The organism is Microbacterium yannicii PS01 (genome assembly GCF_000304335.1).
Classification (GTDB): domain Bacteria; phylum Actinomycetota; class Actinomycetes; order Actinomycetales; family Microbacteriaceae; genus Microbacterium; species Microbacterium yannicii_A.
Genome location: NZ_CAJF01000001.1, coordinates 150082 through 163577 on the forward strand (window position 1 = coordinate 150082; position 13496 = coordinate 163577).

The 13496-nt window shown below is 68.8% G+C and carries 16 protein-coding genes; 4 read left to right on the forward strand and 12 right to left on the reverse strand.

What is annotated here, in order from left to right; genetic code table 11:
- Positions 1-55 precede the first annotated feature (55 nt).
- Together WYM_RS00725 and WYM_RS18890 are read right to left on the reverse strand one after the other, a co-directional pair.
- Positions 56-577, reverse strand: a complete 522-nt coding sequence (locus tag WYM_RS00725) for a DUF1697 domain-containing protein (RefSeq protein WP_083866105.1) — start codon at positions 575-577, stop codon at positions 56-58.
- Between the two features lie 63 nt (positions 578-640).
- Positions 641-1612: a serine hydrolase domain-containing protein gene (locus tag WYM_RS18890; RefSeq protein WP_237739259.1), complete on the reverse strand. Its 972-nt coding sequence runs from the start codon at positions 1610-1612 to the stop codon at positions 641-643.
- A gap of 79 nt (positions 1613-1691) precedes the next feature.
- On the opposite strand from WYM_RS18890, the gene WYM_RS00735 reads away from it, so the two are divergent.
- On the forward strand, positions 1692-2549 hold the full coding sequence (locus WYM_RS00735) for an alpha/beta fold hydrolase (protein WP_019178905.1): 858 nt from the start codon (positions 1692-1694) through the stop codon (positions 2547-2549).
- A gap of 10 nt (positions 2550-2559) precedes the next feature.
- Here the strand turns inward: WYM_RS00735 and WYM_RS18895 are convergent, their stop codons facing one another.
- From WYM_RS18895 to WYM_RS00780, 8 genes are all read right to left on the reverse strand, one after another.
- Positions 2560-3204, reverse strand: coding sequence for a signal peptidase I (locus tag WYM_RS18895; protein WP_019178906.1), 645 nt, complete (start codon positions 3202-3204; stop codon positions 2560-2562).
- A gap of 14 nt (positions 3205-3218) precedes the next feature.
- Entirely contained in the window at positions 3219-4139 is a 921-nt protein-coding gene (locus WYM_RS00745) for a hypothetical protein (RefSeq protein ID WP_020424290.1), read from the reverse strand.
- The gene (locus WYM_RS00750; protein WP_019178907.1) at positions 4136-4732 is read right to left on the reverse strand and encodes a hypothetical protein; all 597 of its coding nucleotides are present in this window, start codon (positions 4730-4732) and stop codon (positions 4136-4138) included. The genes WYM_RS00745 and WYM_RS00750 overlap by 4 nt, the downstream gene beginning before the upstream one ends.
- Positions 4733-4806: 74 nt before the next feature.
- Positions 4807-5379, reverse strand: a complete 573-nt coding sequence (locus tag WYM_RS00755; protein ID WP_019178908.1) for an alternate-type signal peptide domain-containing protein — start codon at positions 5377-5379, stop codon at positions 4807-4809.
- A 228-nt stretch (positions 5380-5607) separates the two neighbouring features.
- Positions 5608-6849 (reverse strand): RNA polymerase sigma factor, encoded by a 1242-nt coding sequence (locus WYM_RS00760; RefSeq protein ID WP_019178909.1) that lies wholly within the window; start codon positions 6847-6849, stop codon positions 5608-5610.
- A 24-nt stretch (positions 6850-6873) separates the two neighbouring features.
- Positions 6874-7293, reverse strand: a complete 420-nt coding sequence (locus WYM_RS00765) for a YciI family protein (protein WP_019178910.1) — start codon at positions 7291-7293, stop codon at positions 6874-6876.
- Between the two features lie 126 nt (positions 7294-7419).
- Positions 7420-8070 carry a hypothetical protein gene (locus WYM_RS00770; RefSeq protein ID WP_019178911.1) on the reverse strand — a complete coding sequence of 217 codons (651 nt, stop codon included), beginning with the start codon at positions 8068-8070 and terminating at the stop codon, positions 7420-7422.
- A 596-nt stretch (positions 8071-8666) separates the two neighbouring features.
- Positions 8667-9398, reverse strand: coding sequence for a response regulator (locus WYM_RS00780; RefSeq protein ID WP_237739260.1), 732 nt, complete (start codon positions 9396-9398; stop codon positions 8667-8669).
- 131 nt (positions 9399-9529) lie between these two features.
- Between WYM_RS00780 and WYM_RS00785 the strand changes: the two genes are divergently transcribed.
- Positions 9530-11560 (forward strand): sensor histidine kinase, encoded by a 2031-nt coding sequence (locus WYM_RS00785; RefSeq protein ID WP_192813693.1) that lies wholly within the window; start codon positions 9530-9532, stop codon positions 11558-11560.
- A 125-nt stretch (positions 11561-11685) separates the two neighbouring features.
- On the opposite strand, the gene WYM_RS21625 is transcribed toward WYM_RS00785, so the two are convergent.
- Positions 11686-11826 carry a hypothetical protein gene (locus WYM_RS21625; protein ID WP_157524748.1) on the reverse strand — a complete coding sequence of 47 codons (141 nt, stop codon included), beginning with the start codon at positions 11824-11826 and terminating at the stop codon, positions 11686-11688.
- A gap of 283 nt (positions 11827-12109) precedes the next feature.
- On the opposite strand from WYM_RS21625, the gene WYM_RS00795 reads away from it, so the two are divergent.
- Positions 12110-12454 (forward strand): DUF2200 domain-containing protein, encoded by a 345-nt coding sequence (locus WYM_RS00795; protein ID WP_019178916.1) that lies wholly within the window; start codon positions 12110-12112, stop codon positions 12452-12454.
- Positions 12455-12473: 19 nt separating this feature from the next.
- On the opposite strand, the gene WYM_RS00800 is transcribed toward WYM_RS00795, so the two are convergent.
- A complete protein-coding gene (locus tag WYM_RS00800; RefSeq protein ID WP_019178917.1) occupies positions 12474-12830 on the reverse strand; it encodes a nuclear transport factor 2 family protein in 357 nt (118 codons plus the stop codon).
- 105 nt (positions 12831-12935) lie between these two features.
- On the opposite strand from WYM_RS00800, the gene WYM_RS00805 reads away from it, so the two are divergent.
- Positions 12936-13490: an NYN domain-containing protein gene (locus WYM_RS00805; protein WP_019178918.1), complete on the forward strand. Its 555-nt coding sequence runs from the start codon at positions 12936-12938 to the stop codon at positions 13488-13490.
- Positions 13491-13496 lie beyond the last annotated feature (6 nt).

Sequence of the window (13496 nt, forward strand, 5' to 3'; positions counted from 1 at the left end):
GGCTCCGGCCACAGCGGGGCGACGCGCGTTCGGAGTCGAACCGAGCACGCGTCCCCTAGTCGGAGAAACGGTCGACCAGGCGCACGAGCGTCGGCAAGCCGCGGGATGTTGCGCGACCGGCGGTCAGGCCTTCGATGACCGGCGTCGCGTTGCCCTCCCCTTCGCGGTCGTTTCGGGTGAGCGTCCAACCCGGGCCGGCGTCGACGATGCGGCACCGACGCGCCGCCGCCTGCTGCATCACCCGCGGGTCGGCGGGGTCGATCGTGGCTCCTCGATGAAGCGTGAACTCGTATCGGCGCGGTTCCGACGTCGCGCCATGGGCGTCGACCACCTCTACGAGAACCGTGAACGGGATCCAGAAGCAGTCACGCTCCAACCCGGTTCGAGCCTCGATCGACGCAGTGACGGTCGCTGTCACCTCTGCGGGTTCGTCCGAGTCGAAGCGGACGGTGCCGTTGCTCTGAAACGGCACGGCGTCAGAGCATCCGGCATCGGCGAAAGCCGCCAGGATGTCGGCGGTCGACGGATGACCGCGCTGACCCTGGTTGACGTTCCGCAGCAATGCGATACACCTCATACCGACCGCCTCGCTGCCGTCAGGAGGCCAGGGCACTGTCAATCGCGTCTTCGACCGCGCCGATCACCGGCCATGCGCCCTCCGAGCTGTTGCCGAGGACGCTCCAGGTCGTCTCCGACGCGGGGAGGTGCGTCGAGCGGAAAGACACGCCTGCGTCGTACCCTTCGATGACGCGGCCGGCGTGGTTCGGTGCAGCCAGAACCCCATGCCGTAGCGCTTGCGCTCGTGCGGAACGTCGAACCGGGGCTGCGTCATCGCGATGACCGAGTCGGATGAGACGATGTCGCCGGCGTAGAACGCCCGCCAGAACCGATGGAGATCGGCCGCTGTCGTGAACGCGCCCCCATCGCCGTTGCCGAGGACGGGAAGGTGAAGCGTGTTCGTCGTGTCTCCCTCATCGAAGATGTACCCGGTCGCGGCGGTCCCAGGCAATTCGTTCGAGCGAAGGAAATCCGTGTCCTCCAGCGCCGCCCGCGAGAACACCTGCTCTCGCACGATGTCGTGGAACACCCTGCCCGTCACCCGCTCCAGCAGGATGGCGAGAACCATGTATCCGCCGTTGCAGTAGGAGAATCGATCGCCGGGCGCGAATTTCTGCGGAAAGCCGTCCACCAGCGGGAGAAAGGCCTCCGCCGAGGTCAGCGTGTGCACCGGAACACTCAGCACGAAATCGGAGGGCTCCCACTCGCCCTCCTCGTCGAGGTAGTCGCCGATGCCGGACGAGTGGGTGAGCAGATGCTCGACGGTGACGCCGTCATCGATCAGCGGCAGGTCCGCACCGAGGATGCCTCGCGCCCTTTGGTCGAGCCGCAAGACGCCGTCCTCCACGAGTCTCATGACGGTCAGCGCCGTGAACGCCTTGCTGCCGCTGGCAATGGCGAACTGGGTGTCGGCGCTGTTCTCGACCCCGTAGCCACGATGGGCGAAGCCATAGGTGCTCGAGAACGTGCGCTCGTCGGCTTCGTCGATCGTGACGACTCCCGAGAACGAATTCTTGGCGGCGGCCGCGTCGAGGATGGCTCGATCGAGGTTCACACCCCGACACTACGCCGAGGCTGTGTCCGCCGCCGGAGTATGCGGCGCCGGGCGAGCCTCCTCGGGCAGACTGTCCCCCATGTTCGAAGGGTTCACGGAGGAGTTCGTCGACACCGGCGGGGCGCGCATCCTCGTCCGGCACGCGGGCCCGGGCGAGCCTGTGTTGCTGCTGCACGGGCACCCCCGTACGTCGGCGACGTGGCATCGGGTGGCTCCGCAGCTCGTCGAGGCGGGTCTGACCGTCGTCTGCGCCGACCTGCGCGGCTACGGCCGATCGACCGGTCCGCCGCCCGCCGCTGATCACGTCGCCCACTCCAAGCGCGCGGTCGCCGACGACATGGCGCACGTGATGACCCGCCTCGGACATCACCGCTTCGCAGTCATGGGGCATGACCGCGGGAGCTACGTCGCGTTCCGGCTCGCGCTGGATCATGCCGACCGCGTCCGCGCGCTCGGGGTGTTCGACGGCGTGCCGCTCACTCATCACCTCGACCACGGGGGAACGCGGTTCGCGCTGCACTGGTGGCACTGGTTCTTCTACGCGCAGCCCGTGATCCCTGAGCGGGTCATCGGCGCCGACCCGGAGGCCTGGTACGGCGGCGATCCCTCCATCATGGGGACGGAGAACCACGCCGAGTGGCGAGCGGCCGTTCGGCGACCGGAGGTCGTCCGGGCGATGCTCGAGGACTACCGCGCCGGCGTCACCGTCGATGCAGAGCTCGAGCGCGCCGACCGATCCGCCGGCCGGCGGCTCGCGATGCCGGTGCTGGCCCTGTGGTCGCAGCGCGACGACCTCGAGGAGCTCGTCGGCGACCCTCGTGTCGTCTGGCGCGAGTGGGCCGCGCAGGTGGTCGGGTACGGCATCGACTCCGGGCATCACATGGCCGAAGAAGCGCCGGATGCCGTCGCCCGAGCGATCGTCGACTTCCTGGGCTGAGCGGGCTCTCTCAGCGATCGCTGGCGGCGTCTGCGAGAGCAGCGGTCGTGGCAGCCTTCTTCCGGCGCTCCCGCACCGCGTCGACGACGGAGACAGCCGCATAGAGGAAGAGTCCGCCGGCGACGATCGCGAGCACGACGGCGCGGTTGGCTCCGGTGAGCAGGCTGTTGACCCACCCGAGCAGCGGCAGGCTGTACCACAGCGTCCCGCGGATCTGCACAGCCCGGACCGGCTCGGGGTCCACGGCATCGTTGTTGTCGCCCTTCGTCATGAACGTGGGCTCGCCGTCGGTGTAGGTCTTCGAGGTCACGCGGTGGCTCACGACCGCCGACTCGCCCGAACGGATCTGGTACGTGATGACGTCGCCGATCTTGATCTCGTCGACCGGCGTCGGGCGGATGACGACGAGAGTGCCGGGCGGCAGGCCGGGCTCCATCGACTGGGTGAGCACGGTCATCGCGCTGCCCCCGACCACGGTCGGGAGGCCGATGACGGCCACCGCGACGCCGAGCAGCAGCACGAGCACGGACGCGCTCAGCGAGACGGCGAGATAGTGCAGAAGGCTCTTGCCCTCGTGGTGTCGGCGGGCGTCCGCGCGCCGGATGCGACGGGTCGGAATCGAGGCGGTGAACGTGGGGATGGCGGCGTCAGTCATCAGCGTGGAACCAGTCATGAGCAGTTGTAGCGGGGGAAGAGCTGGAGCGGGTCCAGGAAGCCGGTGGAGCGTGTGACGCCCACGGGGGCAGACGCGGGGGCCGTGGTGGCGGAGCCGGTGCTCTCTCGGGCTTCGATCGCCAGCTTGAAGGCGCCGTTCGCGCCGATGGCGTGTCCGCTGATGTCGGCCGAGACGGTGGCACTGGCGCTGCTCACCGTGGTGATGGTCGTGCCCGACGAGGCGTCGAACACGCGGTACGTCACAGGGGTGCTGTCTGCCCGGTTCGGTGGAGCGCCCCAGGTCAGCCTGACATCATCCCACGGGAGGGCCGCGCATGTCGGGTTGCCGGCGGCGGCCAGTCGGTACACGGACTGGGTGATGGCGGCGGCGCTCGCCGAGGTCGTCCAGCTTGTTCCGACAGCGCCCGTCACGCTGAAGGTGGCTGTCGCGCTCTGTCCCTGCAGCGTCGCATTCGTGCTTCCCACGACCTGCGTGGACACGCAGACCACGACGGACCCGCCGGCGGCGAGGCTCCGCGCCGCGCTCGGAAGAGCAGGCGCCTTGTCGGCGAGCGTGGTGGTGATCGCGTCGGAGGGGGCGGTCGTGCCGCACGTCCCCGTCCAGAGTCGAAGGGCCGTCTTCTGAGCGAGAGCCGTGCTGCCTGACGCCTGATTCGCGAGTGTGTACGACAGCGGGGCACCGCCGGTGTTCCGGATGGTGAGCTGACCGGCTGCGGCGCTGGACGTCGTCCCTGCGAACCGATAGCTCGTCGTCAGGCCGCCGGTCTGTTCAGCGGTCGTGGCGATGGTCGTGGAAGAAGCGGATGCCGCCAGGGAGGCGCTCGCGACCCACGTGGCTGCGGCACCGCCCGCGCTGCCGAGCACCGCAAGAGTGGCGAGTGCGGCGACGGCGCCGAGGTGGACACGGCGCCTCATGAGCGCACCTGTGTTCCCGAGATCGTGATGGTGACGGCGGACGCCGCTGCGCCAGCGGCCGCGGCCGGCGCGTTCTGAGGCAGTCCGACACCGATGCAGAGCAGGGTCGATGCGCCCGGAGCGAGCGAGAGCTTGAGGTCGGATCCGGTCGCGGCACCGATGCCGATCGTTGCGCCGGCCGTCGCTCTGCCCGCACTGCAGTCGGCGGCCGTGGCTGCCTTTCCCGCCGAGATGACGAGAGACTGCGTGAACGGCGTCGGAGCCGCAGGGCCCTTCACCGGGTCGATCGTGAGTGCAAGAGCCGTGGTGCCGGTGTTGCGCACTGTGCTGGCCGCGTAGACCGTGCGGCCCGGGTAGAGGCCGGCAGCGGAGAGCTGCAGGTTCGAGGCAGTGAGGCCGGCCGACCCTGCCTGGAGCGTGGCTGCCGCCGAAGCGGTCGCCGCGACGTTCCACGCCGCGTACGTTCCGCCGCCGGTGAGGACACCGAGCACGATGGCAGCGGCGGTGCCGAGCGCGCCGAGAAGCAGCCGCGGCAGCAGCGCAGCGCGACGTCGCTCGCGCCGGGCGGTGCGACGGCTGGTGTGGCGGCTCATTCTCAATCTCCGGTTGGTCTCGGGCGAGCGGCGGGCTCGGCGGGCTCCCTGTGCGGAGGGAGCCCGCCTCTTGATCACTGGATGTTCTGCGTCAGGCTGACGGTCAGCGCGTCGAGAGTGACGGCTCCGTTCATCGCGTTGTTGTTGCCGCCGACGGTGTCGCCTGCAGGGAAGGTGATCTGGACGTTCACCGTGACGTCCTGGCTGACGGCACCTGCGCCCGGTGCGACGGTGAAGGTCGGGCCGGTACCCGTGATCCCCGTGCCGGAAGCATTGAGGACGGCCGACTCGACGAGGTAGCCGGCGAGCGCCACGTCGGCGGTGTTTTTCGCGTCGACCGGGGTGATCGAGGCCTCGCTCAGCGCGAGAGTGGCGGTGAGGCTGTCGCCCTCGGCGGCGACCTTCATCGTCTTGGTGTAGGTCAGGACGTCGCCGGGCGCCACCTTGTAGCCGTCGATCGAGATCGGAGCGCCGTTGGCGGTCCACGAGCCGGCCGTCTTCGAGTCTTCGACGACCAAGTTTCCCGCGACGATCGAGGCGCCCTGGGCGGTGGCCGACGAGTTCCAGGTGGCGAACGTTCCCGCGCCGCCGAGGAGGAGGATGACGCCGGCGGTGGTGGCGATCGAGGCCTTGACGATCTTCTTCATGGTGATGTCCTTCTGCGGCCTTCGCCGCCGTGGTGGGAGAGTGGGAGCTTCATGAGCGGGCGGTTCGAATCCGGCCCTTCCTGAGCACGTTGAAAGTCTCGACCGGGGACCGCAACGTCCCGACCAGCCACCACTGGCGCTTCCGCAAGATCGCGACAAGATCTCCTCGGGCGTGGGAGCGGTCCCGCGGCAACCGCAACGTGAGCGCAACGCTCGACGCGACGGCGGTCAGCGCAGGGCGTCGGCCTTCTCGCGCAGCACCCGCTGCTGAGCGGCGTTGGCGGTGAGGCCGGCCGCAGTCAGCAGCTCGGACCGTGCCTCGTCACGGCGACCGAGTCGGGCGAGCAGCTCGCCGCGCACACTCGGGACCAGATGCGATCCCCGAAGAGCGCCCGAGGCTTCGAGCGCGTCGACGATCCGCAGCGCATCGGCGGGTCCGTGCGCCATCGACACCGCGACGGCACGGTTGAGCTCGACGATCGGGCTCGGTGCGATGCGCCCGAGCACCTCGTAGTGCAGGACGATCCGGCTCCAGTCCGTCTCAGCCACGCTGGGGGCCACCGCATGGCATTGGGCGATCGCGGCCTGGAGGGCATACGAGCCTCGACTCAGGCCGCGCGCTGCGGCGGCGGCATCCGCCTTCTTCAGGGTCTCGACGCCGCGGAGGATCTGGCCGCGGTCCCAGCGGGAGCGGTCCTGGTCGGCGAGCAGCACCGGCTCACCCGTCCGCGTCTCCCGGGCCGCGAAGCGAGATCGCTGGAACTCCATGAGTGCCACGAGTCCGAACGGCTCTGGTTCTCGCGGCAGCAGCCCGCAGACGATGCGGCCGAGCCGCAGGGCCTCGTCCGCGAGGTCGGGGCGCACCCACCGGTCTCCGGCGGTGGCCGCATAGCCCTCGGTGAAGACGAGGTAGACGACGCCGAGCACCGCCGACAGTCGTCCCCTGAACTCCGAGGGGTCGGGCGTCTCGAAGGGCACGCGCGCGGCAGCCAGTGACTTCTTCGCCCGTGTGATGCGCGCCTGCACCGTCGGCACGGTCGTCAGCAGCATCCGTGCGATCTCTTCCGTCGACAGACCCGCGACCACACGCAGCGTCAGGGCCACCTGCGACTCTCGAGACAGTGCAGGGTGGCAGGCGGTGAAGACGAGGCGCATCACGTCGTCGTCGATCGGCTGCCATTCGTCGTCGCTCGCCTCGTCGAGCGTGTGGGCGATCGCCGCGTACCGCTCGTCGAGCTTCTCGCGGCGCCGCCAGGCGTCGATCACTCGGCGCTTGGCGACGGCAGTCAGCCAAGCGCCAGGATTCGACGGGATGCCGTCCCTCGGCCACGAACCGAGCGCCTCGAGCAGCGCCTCCTGGGCGACATCCTCGGCGAGGCCGAGGTCGCCGGTCATCTTGGCGACGGATGCCACGATCCGAAGGCCCTCGATGCGCCAGACGGCCTCGACCGTTCGCCGGGTGTCAGTCATGGTCGTACGCTTCCCGGCGGCGTCTCACTCGGCGCCGAGCTCGGCCCGCCAGCCCTTCTCCTTCTCGAGGAACTCGTTGCCCTCGAACCCGGCGAAGTCGGTCTCATCGGTCACCCGGCGCACCTCGAGCTTGTTGCCGGGTGTGAGCGGCGCCCGCTTGGCCCACTCGAGCGCCTCTTCGGCCGTGGCGGTCTGGATGATCCAGAAGCCGTTGAACAGCTCATGCACCTCGCCGTACGGGCCGTCGCTCACGATCGGCGCCTCGCCCGCGAAGTCGACGACGTAGCCCGGCTCCTGTGCGAGACCCTCACCGGCGACGAGCACGCCGGCTTTGATCATCGACTCGTTGTAGGCGCCCATCGCGTTGATGATCGCCTCGAAGTCCATGTTCCCGTAGTCCTCGACCGCCTGCTGCGTGGCCCGCATGATCAGCATGTGCTTCATTTTTCGCTCCCTGTCGCGAATTCTGGAGTGACCTTTCGTCCCTCTCACTATCGCGTCGAACGGGCGGGAAGGAAATCGACATGACGGGAGAACTTTCTCGGTTCCTCGTCTGAAATCGGGCACGGATCAGCCGGCGAGTGGTCCCGCACCGAGCCTCTGAGGGTGCGACCGTCGGAGGAACGTCACGCACCGGTATCGACCCGTTGCCGCGACGGCAAGCGCAAGCGGAACGATGAAGAGGACGGCGTCGGATTGTTCGTTGCACGCCAGCGCTATTACCGCACTCGCCGCGAGGAGGATGCTCAGCCACGTGGGGAGCAGTCCTGAGCTGAACACGCTCATTGCGATGAGCGCCACTCCCGCAAGCACCCCGATGACTCCGGGACCCACGAACAGCGGCATCCAGGGGAGGTCGCCGTCGAAGAACACAGCCTGAGCGAGCACGCCGACGAACAACCACGCGACGCCGAGCGTGAGCGTGATCGATCCGACGCGAGCGAGAACACGGTTGCCCCCCGCTCGATATGAGAGCGCGGCAAGCGTTGCCAGGCCGACGGCGATCAGGACCAGTGAAGCGGTCCCCAGGATCGCAACGAGCGTCGACATCTCTCTCATGGGCCGGATCGCGCACTCCTCGGGACCGATGCACCCCACCGGCTCCGAGGAGTGGATCACGGCCGTCAGCGCCAGCAGCGTGCCCCCCGAAGAGCGCTGCAGCACCAGCGACGAGGTGAAGAGCGCTCGTTTGGCGCTCGAGATCTGGTTCGTGCATGTCATCGCACCTTTCGTGTGGAAGTGGCTCTCACTGTGCCGCCCGGGAGGGAGATGGCGCGTCGGCCCTGAGACGTCATTCCGAGGTACACCCGTGGGTGGAAGGGTCTCGTCCAGAAGCGCGGCGCCGGGGTGGACCGTGCACCCCCAGGTGTACGTCGAGAACACCTCCGGAGGACGATGTGTCAGGCGACCATCCGGAGCACCCTGGAGACATCTGCCAGGTCACTCCTCGGGAGCACACCATGTTCTTCGCGCATCGCTCGGCCATCTCTCTCGGTCTTCGAGCCGCCGCGCGGTCGCGACGAATGCTGGGCGTCGCCGGGCTGTCGCTCGTGACGGCCGTCGGGGCCTGCCAGGTGCCCGCCGTGGCTTCGGCGTCGCCCGCCTTCGCGGCAGTGGAGAGTCGTTCGTGGGAGTCGGGCGGTTCCGCTATGGTGTGCGGGCCGGCGGCAGCGCGCGGAGGCTACGCGCTGCGGTGCGTGCGCCGGCTCCCGTTCCCGCTGATCACGTGCACGGACGCCGACAGCCCAGGCGCCGCATCCGACTCCCATTCCGGCTTGCGAGAGTGACGGCTCACCGTGCGTCGTCTCGGCGGAGGGTTATCGGCCCATCGACCCGCGATCCGTCGGCCCGGCTGTCACCATGCCCGTGCGGAACGCGAACGAAACGGCTTGTGCCCGGTCGCTGCAACCCAATTTGAGAAAGATCCGGTGAACGTGGGTCTTCACGGTCGCCTCGCTCAAGAAGAGGTCGGCGGCGATCTGCTGATTGGTTCGACCGCGGGCGACGGCGGTGAGCACTTCGCGCTCACGCGGGGTCAGCTGCTCCACTTCGGCGGTCGTCGCCCGAGACAGCTCGGGCGAGGAGGCGTAGTCGTCGAGCAGCCGGCGCGTCACGGAGGGATCGAGCCAGCCCGCTCCCGCCGCCAGAGCCCTGATGGCCGACCCGAGCACCGCCGGAGCGGAGTTCTTGAGAATGAACCCGGCGGCGCCTGCGCGGATCGCCTCGCGTACGGAGGCATCGTCGCTGAACGTCGTGAGGATCAGGATCTCGGGTCGATTCTGGCCAGGGCGCGAGAGGCCGCCGGATGTCAGCATCCGTGTCGCCTCCACCCCGTTCAGCTCGGGCATGCGGACGTCCATCACGACGACATCCGGCGCGAGTTCGGCGATGAGATCCAGAGCGGCGCGCCCGTCGGGCGCCTCGCCGACGACGTCTATGCCGTCTTCCACCTCGAGCAGCATGCGCAGGCCCGCTCGGATCAGCGCCTCGTCGTCCACCAGGATGACCCGCACCGGTCCCGCTCCCCGCGCGCCCGCATCTGTCCCCACTCGCTCAGTCTCGCGCTCACGCGCCCTGCGCGCCACTTCGCCGGGGAACCGAGCACACGCGGACGCACGGGAGGGGTGCGATGGATCGATCCGAGCGCGAAGCTGGTCACCTCGGCGAAGAGGGAGGCGTGATGGCTCAGAAGCAGTCGCCGTCGGTCGGCGTCCCGGCTTCGTCGCGACGCTTTCCTGCACCCGAGCCGCTCGGCGCACTGTACCTCGCGGGGTTGGGCTGTCTGCTCGTCGTGGGACCGGTCACCGCAGCGACGCTACCGCTGGAGGTGTGGCTTCTGATTCCCCTGCTCATGCTGGCGGCAGTCCCGCTGCTCTGGGTCGCGCGGGCGCCGGTCCTCGTGCTGATCCTCGTGATCGCGCTGCAGGCGTTCGTTCTCGGGGTGCTCGACGGATTCCGGCTTCCCGACGCCGAGTTCGCGGTGATCGCTCCGCTCATCGCACTGGGGACGGTCACGGCTCGTCGCCCCTTCTGGGTCGGGCTCTTGTGTCTGCTGCTCACGTGGTCGTACACCGTCACGGCGTTCCTGCTCGCCTTTCCTGGGACTGATGCCGCCTGGCTCCTGCAGTCCACGACAGCGATGAGTCTGCTCGCCTGGAGCTTGGGGCTGCTCGCCCACGCCAATCGCAGCCGCCTGGCGCGCCTGCGCGCGGAACAGGATCGTGCAGCGAGTGCGGTCGCGGACGAGCGGGCCCGGGTCGCGTTCGAGCTCAACGGAATCATCAGCGTGGAGGTCGACCGGATGCGCCGAGGCGCTGCGGCGGCGCGGAACGCAGCGAACGACCAAGGGCGTGCGGTCGACGCGCTGCGATCGGTCGAGGCGATCGGCGTCGAGGCCATGAACGAGTTGCGACGGCTTCTGCACGTGCTGCGAGACGACCCTTCTTTCGCCGATGACGAGGCGAACGTGCATGAGGTTGCCGGCCGGCGATCCGTGCTGCGTCGCCTCGGAGATGTCACGCGCGGGGACGTGACCGGAGCAGGGGCGGCCGTTCTCGCGACTGTCGCGCTCACCATGCTGTCGATGACCGGCGAGGAACGCTGGCTCGCGAGTGCGTACTTCGCCGCCACGATGCTCGTGCTGCTGTGGCGCCGCCTGTTCCCCGTCGCCGTGCTCGCGCTGGTGATCGCGGCGCACGCCGGCGCTGTGCTGCTGTTCAACGAGGGCGACTTCGCGTGGGACACCTTCACAGCCTTGGTGCCGTTGCTGGTCGCTCTCTTCGCTGTCGCCGCGCAGCGATCGCGGTGGATCTCGGTTCCGGTGATGGTCGTGACATGGGCGTACCTCGCTGTGCCGGGTCTCGCCTACCCTGACGTGCTCGCGCAGAATCTCGCGACCTACGGCCTCGTCGTGGTCGCGGTGTGGGCGGCCGGCGCGTACTCCGGGGTGAGGCGACGTCAGATTGCCGAGCTTCAGGCGAGGCGGGATGCCGTCGCTCGCGCCATCGCGCAGGAACGGGCTCGTCTCGCGTACGACTTGCACGACGTGATCGGCCATTCGATCACGATCATGGTCGTGCAGTCTGCCGGAGCGGCGCGCATCATCGATCGCGACCCTGAGCGGGCTCTGGCCGCGGTTGCCGCTGTCGAGCGGGCAGGGGCGGAGGCATCGGCGGAGCTGGGGCACCTCGTCGAGGTGCTGAGCGGATACTCGCCTGAGGCGGAACACCGAACGGATCGCGCGCGGGGACTGGCGGACATCGGCGAGTTGGTGGAACGCACGCGGGCGGCAGTCGGGCGGATCAACCTCGACATCAACGGGATCGCGCGGCCTCTCGAACCCAGCGTCGACCTGGCCGCCTTCTGCGTCGTGAGGGAGGCGCTGGCGAACGCGGTGAAGCACGACGGGCCGGACGCGGTGATCGACGTGTCGCTGGACTGGGACGCCGATGCGGTGAGCATGCGGGTGGTCAGCAGCGGATCCGGTGCGGAGCCACTTCACGCTGCCGAACTGTCGAGCGGGTACGGTCTTCTCGGCGTCCGGGAACGTGTCCGCGTCGCGGGTGGAGAGATCGCGTGGGCCGCGTCGGCGGGGCGAGCCTTCACCGTGACGGCGCTGCTGCCGACCGCGGGAGCGTCGTCGGCAAGGGGTCTGCGGCCGGTTGACGGAGACGGCGGACCGACCGGCTCCGGTGCTTCTCGGCGCCAGTAGTCAAGCGCACTCCGAGACGGCTCACCCCGGTATATCGTCGGCGGATGGCCGCGGCATCCGATTTCTGGCACGACGCCGGCATCATCCTGGGCTGGAACCCGAGCCTCTGGGATGAGTGGCCGGGCTCATACGCCGGCGTGGTGGCCGGCGTCGCTGCCGGCGAGCCATACGTCACGCAGTGGTCGGTCGGGTCCCGGCGCCAGGTCGAGCCCGGCACCGACGCCTGGCTGCTGCGACAGGGCGGGTCGTACGGGATCATCGGGCACGGGACGGTGCTCACCGATCCCTACGAGGACGTCCACTTCGCCGACCCGCGTCGCACCGCGAGCTTCGGTCGATGTCGCCTTCGACGAGCTCGTGGTCGAGAGGGGCCGTGTTCCGAGGGATGTGCTCGAGGTCGTCGTGCCGGAGGTGGCGTGGCGCTTCCAATTCCGCTCCGGCAACCGCATTGCTCCCGAGCCGAACCGTCGTCTTCGGGAGCTGTGGCGGGAGTCGACGGCGCCATGAACTCCGTCGCGGGTGCGGCGGGGAGGAGGTTACGCTTTCGAGGTGCACCGGATCTTCACCACGAGCTTCGCATCGGTCTACCCGCACTACGTGACGAAGGTGGAGAAGAAGGGACGAACGAGCGCCGAGCTCGATCGGGTGATCGAGTGGCTCACGGGGTTCGGAGACGCCGAGCTCTCGCGGCATCTCGATGAGCACACCACGTTCGAGGACTTCTTCGCCGACGCGACGCTCAACCCCCGCGCGTCTCTCATCACGGGCGCCATCTGCGGCATGCGGGTCGAGACGATCGAAGACTCACTCATGCAGAAAATCCGCTACCTCGACAAGCTCGTGGACGAGCTTGCGAAGGGAAGGCCGATGGAGAAGATCCTGCGCGCAGGATGATGCTGAAGCTTGACGGGCGTCAGTCGTCGCGAGAGCGCGGCGTCATGAACCACTCGACGAACCTCTTCGCGCGTCCGTCGGGCGCGAACCACACCTCCCACATGTTCGAGTAGCTTTCGTGGCCGGGGTACTCCACGGTGCCCGTGATGATCGCAAGGTCTTCGTTCTCGATCAGCACGCGCAGGTCGTGCCGGGGATCGCTCGGTTCGGGGTCGCGCCACATCTCGACGATCGCGTCGATGCCGATCACCGGCTCGTCGTCGTCGGGGCGGAACCAGTACTCCGCGTCGTCCGCGAAGATCGCCCGGACGGCGGCAGGGTCTTTCGAGGTCCACGCGGTGATGTAGCCGTTCAGCCAGTCGCTCGCCTTGGTCATACGCTCGTGTCTACTCCGGGCGGCTGACATGCGCCAGGGCTGCGGACCCCTGCTAGCGTCGGGATCGCCGGGTCCTTCGCGGGTCCGGCAGAGCGGGGGAGAAACGTGGCAGAGCGCAGCAGCTGGGTGCTCGTCGACGGTGAGAACATCGACGCGACACTCGGCGGTTCGATCCTCGGTCGCAGACCGCAGCCGGAGGAGCGGCCCCGGTGGGACCGCATCCTGGCGTTCGTCGCGGACCGCTGGAACCAGCCCGCTCGGGGACTGTTCTTCCTCAACGCGACCTCGCATCTTCCGATGCCGTTCGTGCAGGCTCTTCTCGCCCTGGGCTATCAGCCCGTCCCGCTGTCGGGTCCCGCCGACGAGAAGATCGTCGACATCGCCATCCAGCGCACGCTGCAAGAGCTGGCCCATCGCGACGGCGATGTGGTGCTCGTCAGCCACGACCGCGACTTCGCCGACGACGTCGCGCGTCTCGCCGGGGGCGAGCGCCGCGTGGGTGTCATCGCATTCCACGAGTTCCGCAGCAGCGAGTTCTCCGGGCTTCCGGGGGTCGAGTTCTTCGATCTCGAGTACGACGTCGAGGCCTTCGATGCGCCTCTGCCGCGCGTACGCGTCATCCCGATCGAAGAGTTCGACCCCGCCGACTTCCTTCGGTGACGGGGT